This is a genomic window from Allosalinactinospora lopnorensis (genome assembly GCF_000981225.1).
GTDB lineage: Bacteria > Actinomycetota > Actinomycetes > Streptosporangiales > Streptosporangiaceae > Allosalinactinospora > Allosalinactinospora lopnorensis.
In genome coordinates this window covers 40,990-53,833 of the sequence record NZ_LAJC01000020.1, presented here as the reverse complement: position 1 = coordinate 53,833, position 12,844 = coordinate 40,990, and the positions used below count along the sequence as shown (strand labels likewise).

The 12,844-nt window shown below is 71.2% G+C and carries 13 protein-coding genes and 2 pseudogenes; 5 read left to right on the top strand and 10 right to left on the bottom strand.

Features of this window, described 5'->3' with window-relative positions:
- Positions 1–60: 60 nt before the first annotated feature.
- The 5 genes from VS93_RS09795 to VS93_RS09775 all read left to right on the top strand — a co-directional run bounded on the left by VS93_RS09795 (position 61) and on the right by VS93_RS09775 (position 4,903).
- Positions 61–1,290 carry an amidase family protein gene (locus VS93_RS09795; RefSeq protein WP_052745643.1) on the top strand — a complete coding sequence of 410 codons (1,230 nt, stop codon included), beginning with the start codon at positions 61–63 and terminating at the stop codon, positions 1,288–1,290.
- Positions 1,291–1,719: 429 nt separating this feature from the next.
- The gene (locus tag VS93_RS09790) at positions 1,720–2,082 is read left to right on the top strand and encodes a hypothetical protein (RefSeq protein ID WP_046469652.1); all 363 of its coding nucleotides are present in this window, start codon (positions 1,720–1,722) and stop codon (positions 2,080–2,082) included.
- 36 nt (positions 2,083–2,118) lie between these two features.
- Positions 2,119–3,666, top strand: a complete 1,548-nt coding sequence (locus VS93_RS09785) for an RNase A-like domain-containing protein (protein ID WP_052745642.1) — start codon at positions 2,119–2,121, stop codon at positions 3,664–3,666.
- Positions 3,667–3,743: 77 nt separating this feature from the next.
- The gene (locus tag VS93_RS09780) at positions 3,744–4,040 is read left to right on the top strand and encodes a contact-dependent growth inhibition system immunity protein (RefSeq protein WP_046469651.1); all 297 of its coding nucleotides are present in this window, start codon (positions 3,744–3,746) and stop codon (positions 4,038–4,040) included.
- Between the two features lie 164 nt (positions 4,041–4,204).
- Entirely contained in the window at positions 4,205–4,903 is a 699-nt protein-coding gene (locus VS93_RS09775; RefSeq protein ID WP_156184752.1) for a hypothetical protein, read from the top strand.
- An 80-nt stretch (positions 4,904–4,983) separates the two neighbouring features.
- Here the strand turns inward: VS93_RS09775 and VS93_RS27905 are convergent.
- The 10 genes and pseudogenes from VS93_RS27905 to VS93_RS09730 form a co-directional block, all read right to left on the bottom strand.
- Positions 4,984–5,224 (bottom strand): annotated as a pseudogene (locus VS93_RS27905) (sigma factor-like helix-turn-helix DNA-binding protein); the annotation flags it as partial.
- Positions 5,225–5,399: 175 nt separating this feature from the next.
- Positions 5,400–5,540, bottom strand: coding sequence for a GPGG-motif small membrane protein (locus VS93_RS30050; protein ID WP_046469648.1), 141 nt, complete (start codon positions 5,538–5,540; stop codon positions 5,400–5,402).
- Positions 5,541–5,611: 71 nt separating this feature from the next.
- Positions 5,612–5,788, bottom strand: coding sequence for a hypothetical protein (locus VS93_RS27900; protein ID WP_394298811.1), 177 nt, complete (start codon positions 5,786–5,788; stop codon positions 5,612–5,614).
- Positions 5,789–6,016: 228 nt separating this feature from the next.
- Positions 6,017–6,892, bottom strand: a complete 876-nt coding sequence (locus VS93_RS09760; RefSeq protein WP_269082821.1) for a diacylglycerol/lipid kinase family protein — start codon at positions 6,890–6,892, stop codon at positions 6,017–6,019.
- 188 nt (positions 6,893–7,080) lie between these two features.
- On the bottom strand, positions 7,081–7,866 hold the full coding sequence (locus tag VS93_RS09755; protein WP_046469647.1) for an HpcH/HpaI aldolase family protein: 786 nt from the start codon (positions 7,864–7,866) through the stop codon (positions 7,081–7,083).
- A pseudogene (locus tag VS93_RS31360) lies at positions 7,863–8,947 on the bottom strand (Ldh family oxidoreductase). Before VS93_RS31360 ends, VS93_RS09755 begins: the two are co-directional and overlap by 4 nt.
- Positions 8,948–8,985: 38 nt before the next feature.
- Positions 8,986–9,675 (bottom strand): GntR family transcriptional regulator, encoded by a 690-nt coding sequence (locus VS93_RS29730; RefSeq protein WP_052745639.1) that lies wholly within the window; start codon positions 9,673–9,675, stop codon positions 8,986–8,988.
- A gap of 32 nt (positions 9,676–9,707) precedes the next feature.
- On the bottom strand, positions 9,708–10,688 hold the full coding sequence (locus VS93_RS09740) for an aldo/keto reductase (protein ID WP_046469673.1): 981 nt from the start codon (positions 10,686–10,688) through the stop codon (positions 9,708–9,710).
- A gap of 5 nt (positions 10,689–10,693) precedes the next feature.
- On the bottom strand, positions 10,694–12,301 hold the full coding sequence (locus tag VS93_RS09735; protein ID WP_052745638.1) for a tripartite tricarboxylate transporter permease: 1,608 nt from the start codon (positions 12,299–12,301) through the stop codon (positions 10,694–10,696).
- A gap of 13 nt (positions 12,302–12,314) precedes the next feature.
- Positions 12,315–12,842, bottom strand: coding sequence for a tripartite tricarboxylate transporter TctB family protein (locus VS93_RS09730; protein ID WP_046469646.1), 528 nt, complete (start codon positions 12,840–12,842; stop codon positions 12,315–12,317).
- Positions 12,843–12,844: the final 2 nt, after the last annotated feature.

Genomic DNA, 12,844 nt, shown 5'->3' with positions numbered 1-12,844 from the left:
TCCTGTTCTCACCGGCCCGCCTAGAGCGACGACCGTTGACGGACAGGGAACACCGAACCTATGACGTGGACGCACCCAGGGACGGACAAAAGTGCGGACTCTCTCGGCGCGCTCGTTCCCGAGACGCCGGTCATCGCCGCGACACCGGACGGCACGTCGGGAGCCGCCCCCTTGGACGGCCTGACGTTCGTCGTGAAAGACGTGCTCGACGTGGCCGGTACGGTCACCGGCGCGGGAAACCCCGACTGGGCGGCCTCGCACGATCCCGCCCGCCGGCACGCGCGAGCGGTGGCGATGCTGCTGCGCGCGGGGGCGCGCTGCGTGGGCAAGGGGCGGTGCGCCGAACTCGCCTACAGCCTGAGCGGCGACAACGCCCATTACGGCATGCCCCGCAACCCGGCCGCCCCCGCCCACGACCCCGGCGGGTCCACCAGCGGTCCGGCGAGTGCGGTCGCGGCCGACCTGTGCGACCTCGGCCTGGGAACCGACACGCTCGGCTCGATCCGGGTTCCCGCCTCCTACTGCGGCCTGTACGGCTACCGTCCCACGCATGGCGCGATCCCCACCACGGGGGCGCTTCCCCTTGCGCAGCGCTTCGACACGGTCGGCCTGCTGTCCCGCGACCTCCACGTACTGCGCGGGGCCGCCGGGGTGCTGCTCGGCGCGGACGCGGCCGGCGCGGAACCGCCGCGCCGACTGCTTCTCGCCACGGAAGCGCTCGACGTCTGCGATCCCCGCGTGGCCGAGGTGGTGCGCGAGACGACCGTCCGCATTGGCCTCGCACTCGATGTGCCTTGGGAGGAGGTCGAACTGCTCCGCCACGGCGGCCCGAACCTGTCGTCCGCGCTGGATGCCTTCAGTGTGCTGCAAGGGACGCAGGTGTGGAACAACTTCAGCCGCTGGATCGAGAACATCCGGCCGGCGCTCGGTCCGGATGTCGAGGCGCGCGTCCACAGGGCGGCCCGCATCAGCCGCGAGGAGATCGAGCGGGCCGAACCCGTCGCGGACGCGGTCGCGGCGACGGTGCGGCGCCTGGGGCGGAACGAGGTGCTCGTCATCGCGGCAGCGGGTACGGTCACCCCCGCGCGCGACGCGGGCCCCGGCCCCCGCCAGGAGGCCCGTGTCGCTGCCGGACGCCTGACCTGCCTCGCCTCCCTTGCGGGCGCTCCCGCGCTCTCCCTTCCGCTCGGGCGGGTCGAGGGCCTTCCGGTAGGGGTCTGCCTCGTGGCGCGGCCCGGAAACGACCGCCTCCTCTTGGGGCCCGTCAGCGGTCCGTTCGAGTGGGAGTGAGGAGCCGACGAAGGAGATCGCTTCGCGGGGACCGGCGGGTTCGGCGATTCCCGCCCCGCTCTTCAGCGTCCGCCGGGGAGTACCGGCTTGACGTCCACGATGGGCGTGCCGTCGAAGGCTTCGAGGTCCCGTACGCACACGCGGAGCCCGTCGACGGCGCCCTGGTGTGACCGCGCCCGCCTCCCCGGTAACGAGAGCACCGCCGCCGGGGTCGCTCGTCCCCTGCCCCGGGCGGCGGCCGCAGCAGGCCGGGACCGCAGGCCGGAAGCGGCCAAGCCGGGATGCGCATCGTCCCCCGGTAGGGGGGCGTGCCCTTGTTGTGGCCGCGGATTGGGGTCCAGGGGCCCAAGACGCCCGTATTTTCCGTGTGTGAGAGTGCATGGGTTCTATAACCGGATTCTCGGCCCGCGGGGCCGGAAGGGATCGTCTGTGACCGAGCGCGAGTTACCCCGCCCGCTCAAGGCCGCCCGGTGGTGCCTCTTCCTCACCGCGGGGATCTCCCTGATCACCGGGATCGGCGGTCTGGCCGCGGCCGGCGTGAGCGGTGCGACGCTGGGGACGATGACCTGGGTGATGCTGCCCGGCATCCTCTGCCTGGCCTTCGGCCTGCGCCTGCGCAAAGGCGGCCGGGGCCTGTTCTGGTCGATCATCGCCGTCCAGGCCCTGGTCCTCCTCCTGACACTGGGCAATCTCGCCGGAGGCGACCCCCGCGCCATCACGCAATCGCTCCTGCCGGTCCTGATCCTCATATTCGTCACACGCCCGGCGGCGCGCGCCTACCTGGCCGGCTGACCGCCCCTTACCTCCCGCCCCGGAGGCGGCCCCACCATGCTGCTCAAGATCCACCACCCCGACCGCGGTGCCTCGCTCCTGGAATACGGCACGGTGATCGTGCTCGTGTGCGCGCTGCTAGGCGCGATCTATGCCTCCGGTATCACCTCCACCATCACCGACACCGTCGGCACCACGGTCGACGACCTCTATAGCCCGCAAGCCGGCGGCGGGGACCCGCCCGGCTCCGGTAGCGGGGACGGGGACGATGACATCGGCAGCCGCAGCGGCGACGACGGCGACGACGAGGAGGACGGCGGCGACAACGGCGGCGGTGCTGGGGAGGACGACGGCGGCGGCGGGGAGGACAAGAGCGTCCTGCAGCACGTCGGCGACTTCTTCACCAGCGCCGGAGGGGCCATCGTCGACGACGCCACCGGCCTCGTCGACGTCTTCACCACCAACCCCATCGACACCATCACCGACACCTGGAACGGGATCAAGGAGGACCCGCTCTCCCTGATCATCAGCAAGGAAGCCCGGGAGGACTGGAGCAACGGCGACTACGGTTCCGCGTTGGGCAACGGCGCCTGGGACATCGGCTCCTGGTTCATCCCCGGCGCCGGCTGGGCCGCCAAGGCCGGCAAACTCGGCAAGCTCGGCAAGGGCCCGGACACCCCGCGCAACGACCGGGCCGACGGAGACGGCGACCGGCGCGACGACGACGGCGACGGCCGCAGCTGCGCCCGCAGCAGCTTCCTGCCGGGCACCCCCGTCCTCATGGCCGACGGGTCCACCACCGCCATCCAGGACATCGGCATCGGCGACGATGTGTGGGCCTTGGACCCGCTCACCGGTGAAGAAGGCCCTCGCCCGGTGACCGCGCTGCCCGGCAGCACCGGTGAGAAGACCCTCGTGGACATCTCCGTCGACGGCGGCAACGGCACCACCGGCACCCTCACCGCCACCGGCGGGCACCCCTTCTGGGTTCCCGAGCACGCCGAATGGGTCGAGGCCATCGACCTGGAGCCCGGCACCTGGCTGCGCGGCTCCACCGGCGCCTGGACCCAGGTCATCGCGGCCGAGGCGCGCACCGTAGACCACCAGCAGGTCCACAACCTCACCGTCGCCGACCTGAACACCTACTACGTCGGAACCTCCGACCACGCGGCACTCGTCCACAACGAAGACCCGTGCGGCAGCATGCCCGGCGGCAACCTGACCGAGAACGAAAAGCTCGGTGGGCATGTCATAGACCGCCACGTCGGCAAGGACGACAAGTGGCTCCGTGAGCGGGCCCAGAACGACTCATCCGCCGGAGGACGCGCATCCAGTTTCCACGACAAGGCGACCGCGGAACGCCTGATCGGAGACGCGCTGGACACACGCAGCGATGAGGTCAAGAAGTGGATGGGCGACCAGGACGCCAGGGGCAATCTCGTCTTGAAGGACAACCCCGGCGGAGGCAACATCGGCAAGTACGCCGAGAAGGACGGAAAGATCTACACAGCCCGCCACTACGACGTCGTACTGAAGAAGAGCGATACCTCTCCGTCCGGCTTCATCGTCCTCACGGCATATCCGAAGAAGAAGAGCAGAAGCTGACGGTGTCCATGACAGAGGTGGCTCGCGCTGCCCCATTGTCGCGAACGTCTGGGGCGCACCCGAGAAGACAGGACAGCATGACCGAACCGCCCCAGGGCCTCGAACGGCTCAAGGACTACTTCCACATGGACTGGGACCTTGAATTCGCTTCACAGGAGGAGGCCATCACACGCTTCGCGCAGGACGAGCCGGCCCACGCCTCAGTGGCCGTGGCGAGTCTGACCGACATGGCGGAACGGTGGTCGGAGAAGCGGATCCGCAAAGAGCTGCGGTTCATCATCGGGTCAGAAGCCGCCGACCTCCCCCAACCGAGGTGGAAGAACGCCGCCCTAAGGCTCCGCGACAGAATCATCGCCGCGCAGGAGGCCCGCTGACGGAAGTCAGCAGGCTGACCGGCCGCTCCACACCGGTGAAGCAGCACGGACCCGCCCGCGAGTTCGGAGACTTCCTGTGCGACGTCGAGACCCTGCGCTCCGGGGCACTCCCGGAAACCGCCGTGCGGCGGATCCGCGAACTCGGGCCGTTATGTCGAGGATTGATGTCCACAGATATCCCGCATGAATGCGAACGCGCGTCCGTGTTCCTGCGCGAGAACGAACCCGACTCCGAATCCTGGTCGGACATCGTGTCCCGTACGCGCGAGGCGGTGGCCGGTAACGACGTGTGGTCGGCCGTCATCCCGACCTGGCTGGCGGACGCCGCCGCGCATGGTCCGTTCGGACGCGTGGAGGTGGTCGTCAACCCCGGCTGCGACTTCATCAGGTGTCTCACTGCCGGCGGGCCGGGCAGGGCGTTCCTGTACCTGCCATCGTTCCGGATCGAGCTGCGCGGCCGTGCGGGCGGCGCCGCGGTCGTACGGTTGCGCAGTCGTGTCGAGTGGGCGGGGCACGAACCGGTCGCGGTGATCGAGCGCGTCCACGAGATCTACCCCGATCCGGCGGCGTGGGTCCGGGCCCGGCGCACGGGAGAGGTGGCGGACGGCGACCGGCGCCTGCTGGCCTCCCTTGGTCTCGTGGACACACTGGTGAAGCAGCGGGGAGAGCGGGAAGAGTCGCTGGTCACGCTCGATCCGCGGGGAAAGCTGGAGCGCCGCGCACCGGTCGGCCGCGACGGGGGCGGCGGCCCTGTGTGGGGCGACCGCGAGCACGTCCGCCGGTTCCTGCGGCGGCACCGCGCGGAACTGGCCGCTGTAGCGGACGAGTTCGCCGGGGCGGCGCGATCGGGCACCACTGAATAGCCCCCCGCTCTTGCGTTCCGGGGCGGTAGGGCCGGGACGGATCTGCTTCGTAGCCGCGTCCGTACCCGAGCGGCGCGGGATCAGTCGTCGGCGGTGAGCCCGATGCGCAGCCGGTCCAGAGATTTCGCGATCAGCCGGGAGATGTGCATCTGGGATATGCCGCTGACGGATGCCGCTGACGGCGGCGATCCCGGACTGGGTCATATCGCCGAAGAAGCGCAGCAGCAGGATGCGCCGTTCACGCTCAGGGATGCGGGCGAGCGCGGTCTTGAGCGCTTCGCGCTCCACCACGTGCTCCAGGACGGGATCAAGGGGCCCCAGCATGCTGCCGCGGGGTGTGCGGGACAGAGAGACGGTCCCGGGATCCGGGGGGCACGAGTCGTCGGCCGCGCGCCCCGCTCCGGCAGTGGAGACGCCGCCCGCCCGGAGGTAGGGGGCGGGCACGAGGAGGGCCGGAGACGCCCGTCCGATACCGCTTGGCTGCGAAGGTGAGTGCCTACCCTATGTAGAAGTGACCGGGCGCCACGGCCAGGCCGACGACGATAAGGACGATTCCCCACAGCATCTGAGCCCAGAACAGGGAAAAGACGCCGGCGACGATAAGGACGATCCCAAGAATCAACAAAATGATGCCCATGGCTCCCCACCGCCCTTGGGGTCAGCGCAGAAAACATCGGCGAATGCGCAGTTCATCGCGCCAGGCGGCGGTTAGGCGGTCTGCCGTCCGCTGCTTGCGAGGTGGGCGAGTACCGCCAGGATCCGGCGGTTGACGTCGTCGGACGGAGGCAGGTCGAGCTTGCGGAAGATGCTGCCGATATGCTCGCCCACCGCGGCTTCGGAGACGAAGCGGTCCAGCAGCCCGACGAGTCCTTCACGCAGCAGCACACCGCCCTCGGCGAGGACTACTCGGATCGGAGGATGCTCGGATCGCGCGGAAGCCCCACTCCCAGCAGGGGCGGTCCGCCGGCCGGGCTGCGCATCACCATTGCGCCGTCCATGACCGAGACCCGGTCCGCGAGCCCGGTACCGCGCCCCGGCCGAACTCCTCGTACGCCGGTGAGTGCCTTCCGCCGGCGCCGGGGTCCGCGAACCGCGATCCCGGTTCCGGCGGCCTCACGACAGCCGGGGGTCTTTGGGGAGCAGGAAGGTCCACGCTCCCGGCATGATGTGCCAGGTGCGGCCGGTGAGGTCGTCCCTGATCTCGCCGTCGACGCTTCCGGGGGAGCGCTCGCCCGTCACCGTGACGGTCCGCACCATCCGCCGGTAGACGTCGCTCTCCATGGGGTGCGTGCCCCGGTACAGGCGCATCGCGTGCACGACGCGCGCGGTGAAACCGCGCGAGCGCGACACCACCAGGCTGATCGAACCGTTGTCGGACCGTGCGTCCGGATCCAGCACGGCGGACCCGGCGCCGACGTTGCGCCCGTTGGCGAGCCCGACCATCAGGACCTTGTGGTCGGTGTCGATCACGGTCTCACCGTCGGCCTCGACCCACAGCCGGTAGCCTCGCGCGGCCCACCCGGCGATGAGCCCGCCCACCGGGAAGCTCGCGGGGCCCAGGAGCTTCTTCCACCGGCTCGCCGCGCGGGTCGTATCGGCCCCGACACCGATGTGCAGTGCGTTGACCGTGACCTCGCCAGTGTCGTCGACCAGCAGGTCGAGCCGCCGCTCCACGCCCTCCAGGAGGGCGCCGGCGGCGTCGACCGGATCCAGCGGTATCCCCAGACCGCGCGCGAAGTCGTTCCCGGTTCCCATGGGAACGAGTCCCACGGTGCGGTCGCCGAGCCGGCCGCGCCGGTGGAGCGCGTTGGCGACGGCGTGCAGACTACCGTCGCCGCCCGCGATGACGATCGCGTCGTGGTCGCGGTCCAGCGCCGCGTCGAGGTCGGCCGGAGTGGTGCAGCGGCTCAGTTCGGCCTCCGGGCCGAGGCGTTCCATGACAGCGTCGACCCGGCCGGATTCGACGCTGCCCGCCCCAGTGTTCGTGATGACGAGGATGGCGAGTCTCCATTTCCGGTCCGCCGGAGCACGTGCGTGGGCAGGGCGTCCGCGCGGGGGAAGGAACGCGATCGTCCCGGAGAATGGTATATCGCCACCAGCCAAGAGCCGCCCGGCCGCCCGTGGCTGGTGGCGGCCGGGCGGGCTTGTGTACGGGCCGGCGACCGGACCCGTGGGGGTTACCCGGCTGATTCGGCGCCGCGCGGTCCGGCCTGCCTGGCCCGCGCCACCTCGCCCTCGATGCGGCGCCGCGCGTGCACGACCTCGGTGCCGAGTGTGATCATGCGGAACCCCTCGGCGATGCGGCGCCCGCCGCAGTCTCCGCCGTCGCAGTGCACGGCGGCGACCGGCCCGTGCCGCCCGCATGCCTCGCGGATCCGCCGCACGGCCTCTCGGTGACTGTCGTCGTCGTGCTCGTACGCCGGCTCGATCCCAAGGGCGAGCGACAGGTCAGCGGGGCCGATGTAGAGACCGTCGACCCCCGGGACGGCGGCGATCTCGTCAACGTTGCCGAGCCCTTCGACGGTCTCGACCATGAGGAAGCAGGCGACCGCCTCCAGGTCGGCCGTGCGGCGCGAGCCCACGGCGGTCGCGGCCCGGATGGGGCCGAACGAGCGCCGCCCCCTGGGCGGGTACCGGCAGGCGGCGACCGCGCGCTCCGCCTCCTCGACGTTGTTCACCAGCGGGACGATGACACCGAGCGCCCCGGCGTCGAGGATCTTGCCGATTTCAGCGGGGTCGTTCGCGGTTACCCGCGCCATCGGCATCGCCCCGGCGGCCTGGATGGCGAGGAACATGCTCATCGCGTCGCTGTACCCGATGGCGCCGTGCTGGAGGTCCACCCCCACGTATTGGACCCCTGTCCCGGCCACCTGCTCGGCCGTGATCACGCTGGGCACGGCGCAGAAGCAGCCGAGCGCCACCTCACCGGAACGCAGGTGGTCGAGTAGTGGATTGCCGGTCATGAACCGCTCCCATCGTCGGTGGGGACGACCGGGAGCCCGCGCTCCAGGCCGAGTTCCGCGGCGAGGCCGCGCAGGTCGTCGAGTACGGGCCCCGGCAGCGTGACACCGCGCCGGCGGGCCGCCCGCATGGCGCGCTCCTCGATCTCGCCGGGCAGCAGCACCTGGTCGTGTCCGGCCGCCGCCGGCAGGCCGTGGACCCGGTGGCCGAAGTCGGCGACGCGTTCCGCCAGGTCGCCGCCTGCCGCCCACTCCGCCGGGTCCAGTGCGAGGAACATGTGGCCCACGTTCTGCGGGCGGTCCCACTGCTCGTACATGTCACCGATCTGCGTTCCGGTGGCGCCGCCCAGGAGCGCGCCGCACAGCAGTTCCACCATCATCGCCAGCCCCGACCCCTTGGGTCCCGCGAACGGCACGACCGCGCCCGCCAGCGCGGCGGCGGGGTCGGTGGTGGGGCGGCCGTCCTCGTCGACGGCCCACCCCTCCGGGATGGTGCCGCCGGTCCTCGCCGCGTGGATGATCTTGCCGCGGGCGGTGGCACTGGTCGCCATGTCCAGCACGATGGACGGGCCGTCGCCGTTCGGGACCGCGAACCCGAACGGGTTCGTCCCCACCGCGCGCGTGCGGCCGCCGTGGTAGGCCATCACCGGGGGTCCGTTCGACGCGGCGATGCACACCAGCCCGGCGCCGGCGACCTGGCGCAGGAAGTAGCCAGTGTTCCGCAGTGGTTGCTGGAGTGGACGCCGGCCGCGCCGATCCCGTGCCGGCGGGCACGCTCGACCGCCGTGCGCATGCCGGCGAGCGCCGCGACGTGGCCGGGCGCGTTGCGCGCGTCCACGGTGGCGCACGGGCCGCTGCCGGAGACAGCGGGCACGGCCGCGACGTCGACCAGCCCGTGGCGCGCCCGGTCGATGTAGACGCGGGTGCGGATCGTCCCGTGGCTTGCGATGCCCCTCGCGTCGGCGTCGGAGAGCGAGTCCGCGACCAGCTCCGCGTCCGGCGAGCGGTACCCGGCGGCCTCGAACAGCGCCGCCAGGAACGAGCGCAGCCCGTCCAGCGGAACGGTGCCGGGCGCCCCGCCCATGTGGCCCCCAAGGCCGTAGGCGTCCGTCGTGGGTCCGGTCACGTGGCTGGTCCCCTTCCACGGTGCAGTAATGCGGACATGAGCTCCTCCCCGGTCCTGAGGTGGCTGATGAGTGCGTCGCGGGCGGTGTCGTAGTCGCGGTTGCGCAGCGCCTCGCACACCGCCCTGTGCTCGCGAAGGGTCTCGTCCACCCGGCCGTGCCATCCGGTGGACAGGAAATGGCGGCCGCGGTCGATCTCGCTCTCGACCACCGCGTAGAAGCGGTGCACCCGCTGGTTGCGGCTCAACGCGACGAGCTTGCGGTGGAACTCGTGGTCCACCATGAAGTAGTGCGGGTACTCGGCCACGTCGATCGTGTCGCCGAACTCGTCGAAGGACGACGCGATCTCCTCGATCTCGGTCGCCTCGATGTCCGGGTCCGCCTGCGCGTGGTCCAGCCCCAGCGGTTCCAGGGCACGGCGCAGCTCGAAGAGCTCGTGGATGTCGTGGTCGGTCATGGGCGCCACGCTCCAGCTCCCGCCCTCGTGCCCGGAGACCAGCCCCAGTGCCTGCAGCCGGCTCAGCGCCTGCCGGACGGGGGTCCGGCTCACGCCGAGCTGTTCGGCCAGATCGCGGTCGCGCACGCTCTCCCCGGGCGACAGCTCGCACCGTACGATCGCGGTGCGTATCGACTCGTAGACGCGCTCGCTCAGCGCGACCGACTCGATACGCCGAAGGCTCGCTTCCACTGTCTCCCCCCTGATTCCGTGGTCGGACCGTGTCACCGGTTGTAGGCCGGCGCCGGGCCGCGCAGGTCCCGCCAGACGTCGTCGCAGCGCTGCAGGGTGCCCACGTCCGGCGGCGGACCGTCCCAGGCGTCGAGGTTGGCGGCCAGCTGCGCCGGGCTGGACGCGCCGAGCAGGACCGCGCCGACCCGGGGCTGGGCCAGCAGCCAGCGGAACGCCAGCTCGATGAGGGACATGTCGGCGTCTGCGGCGATGCCGCGCAACCGCTCCACGGCGGCGAACTGCGCCTCGTTCCAGTAGCGGCGGCGGTACAGGCTCTTGGCGAACCGCGTGCCCTCCTCGGGATCCTGCTCGCGACGGTGCTTGCCGGTGAGGAGCCCGCCGGCCAGCGGGTTGTAGGTGATGTTGAAGAGCCCGAGGTAGGTGGAGGCGGCGAGGTACTCCTCCTCGATGCGCCGCGCCAGCAGGTTGTACATCGGCTGCGACACCGCCGGCACCGGCCACCCGTTCCGCCGGGCGAGCGCGTGCATCTCGGTGATCTGCCAGGCCGCGTAGTTGGATTGCCCGACGTGGCGGACCTTTCCCGCCTCGACCAGGCCGGCCAGCGCCTCGTGGGTCTCCTCCATGGGGGTGTCCCAGTCGGGCATGTGCAGGTAGTAGATGTCGATGTGGTCCCGTCCGAGGCGGCGCAGGCTCGCGTCGGCCGCCTTCCGGACGGCGTCCGCCGAGAGGCCCCGGAAGTCCGGCCCGTCGGTGATCTGGTTGCCCACCTTCGTCGACACGATGACGTCGTCGCCGCGCCGCCGCAGGACCCGCCCCAGGATCTCCTCCGAGGCGCCCTTGTTGTAGCTGTTGGCGGTGTCGAAGGTGGTGATGCCGGCCTCAAGGCACTGCCCCACCATGCGGTCGGCGTCGTCCTCCTCGACCTGTGAGCCGAACGTCATCGTTCCGAAGACGGCCCGGCTGATGGTCAGGTCGGTGCCGGGAACCGTGCGCGGTTGCTCACCGAGTCTCATCTCGCTCATCCCTTCGTATCGGCCTCGGAGGAGGTTCCGGGCGTGCTTTGTGCGGTACCTTCCCCCGGACGTCCCGCGTTCCGGCGGCCGGCCGCCAGCGACCGGAGCAGCGGCAGACCGAGGGCCAGCACCGTGAGTGCGGTCAGGACCAGGGAGATCGGCTGGGAGAGCAGCGTCGTGAGGAACGCGATCGTGTCGCCGTCCTCCAGTTGCAGGCTCCGCCGCAGGTTCGTCTCCAGCATCGGTCCGAGGATCAGGGCGAGCACGAACGGCGCCTTGGGTACCCCGAGCCGGGCGAACCCGAACCCGACGACCGCGAAGAACAGCATCACGTAGACGTCGAACACGCTGTTGTTCAGCGCGTACGTCCCGATCACGCACAGGGCGACGATAACGGGGAGCAGTACACCGCGCGGCAGGCGCAGGACATGCGCCAGGTACCGCGCTCCGAGCAGGCCGAAGACCAGCAGGAACAGGTTGGCCACCAGCAGGCTGAGGAAGATCGCGGAGACGAGCCCGCTGTCGCTCTCGAACATCGCCGGTCCCGGCTGCACCCCCTGCACCACCAGCGCGCCGATGAGTATCGCCGTGACAGCGTCGCCCGGGATTCCCAGCGACAGCATGGTGACCATGGCACCGCCGGTACACGCGTTGTTCGCGGAGTCGGAGGCGGCGACCCCCTCCAGGGAGCCCTTCCCCATGCGCTCGGGTTCCCTCGACAGGCGCTTCTGGGTGCCGTACGCGACGACGCTGGCGATGGTCGCACCGGCGCCGGGGACCGCGCCGGTGAACACACCCACAACGGAGGAGCGCGCGACGACCCCCTTGAGTCCCCAGAAGGAGCGGAACGCGTCTGTGACCCGGTCCACCACCTGGGGCCGTGCGGTACCCCGGTATCCGCGGCGGTACACCTGCTCGAAGACCTCGGCGAGCCCGAAGATGCCGACGACGACCGCGATCAGCTCCAGCCCGTTCAGCAGCTCGGGCTGCTCGAAGGTGAGGCGCGGCTGACCGGAGAGCAGGTCGCGACCGACGCTACCGGCGAGGAGCCCCAGTGCGGCCGCCGCCACGCCCTTCGACACGGAGGAACCCGTGACGGCGGCGATGACGGCCAGGCCGAGCATGGTGACCGCGAAGTACTCCACCGACCCGAAGCTGCCCGCGATACCGGCCACCACGGGGCTGGCGGTCACCAGGACCCCGACGCTGATCACACCGCCGACGAAGCTGGAGAGCACCCCCACCCCGATCGCCAGCCCGCCCTTGCCCCGCCGGCTCAGGGGGTAGCCGTCGAGCGAGGTCATGATGTCGCCGGGCGTTCCCGGGATGTTGATCAGGACCGCCGGCACCGTCCCGCCGTAGAGGGCGCCGAGCCAGATCCCGCTGAGGCACGCGATGGCGGCGGCCGGCTCCATGGTGAAGGTCAGCGGAACCAGGACCGCGACCCCCATGTTCGCGGTCAGGCCCGGCATGGCGCCGACGAGCATGCCGAACAGCACCGAGACCGCGATCATGGCGAGCGTGGCCGGCTGCAGAACGAAATCCACGCCCTGCGTGTAGAGGCCCACCCCGCCGAACGAGGCCACCAGGGGGGACAGGGCAGCGGTCGTCATCGCCCTCCCCCCGTCACAGCGCCCACGTGATCGGCAGTCGAACGCCGAGCAGGTGCACGAACCCGAACCAGATGGCGACCGCGCAGGCGACCGCCGCGAGAACCGCCGGCGCCGCGCGCCCGAAGGTCGGCCGACCGCCCAGCGCGATCCCCATGACCGCGAGGAACAGCGAGGTGGCGGTCAGGTAGCCCACCTCGAAGGCCCCCCAGATGTAGACCACTACGCCGGTCGCGACCAGGGCGACGGCCGCGATGGATGACCAGTCGCGCCGGGGCGTTTCCGCGCTTCCCGCCCCACCGGTGCCGCCGCGCGCCCGGACGGCCCCCACCAGCAGTCGCGCCCCGATGCTGAGCGCGCACAGCCACAGCAGGCAGGCCACCACCAGCGGCAGCACCGCCGGGTCGCGCGCCGGGTCGGTGGCGGTCGGGTACCCGCTGGCCTCGACCCAGATCCAGCCGCCGATGCCGGCGCAGCCCGCCGCCACGACGGCGTCCCGCAACGGCGCCGCGCCGCCGCGCTCGCCGTCCGGTTCCGCGTCCATAC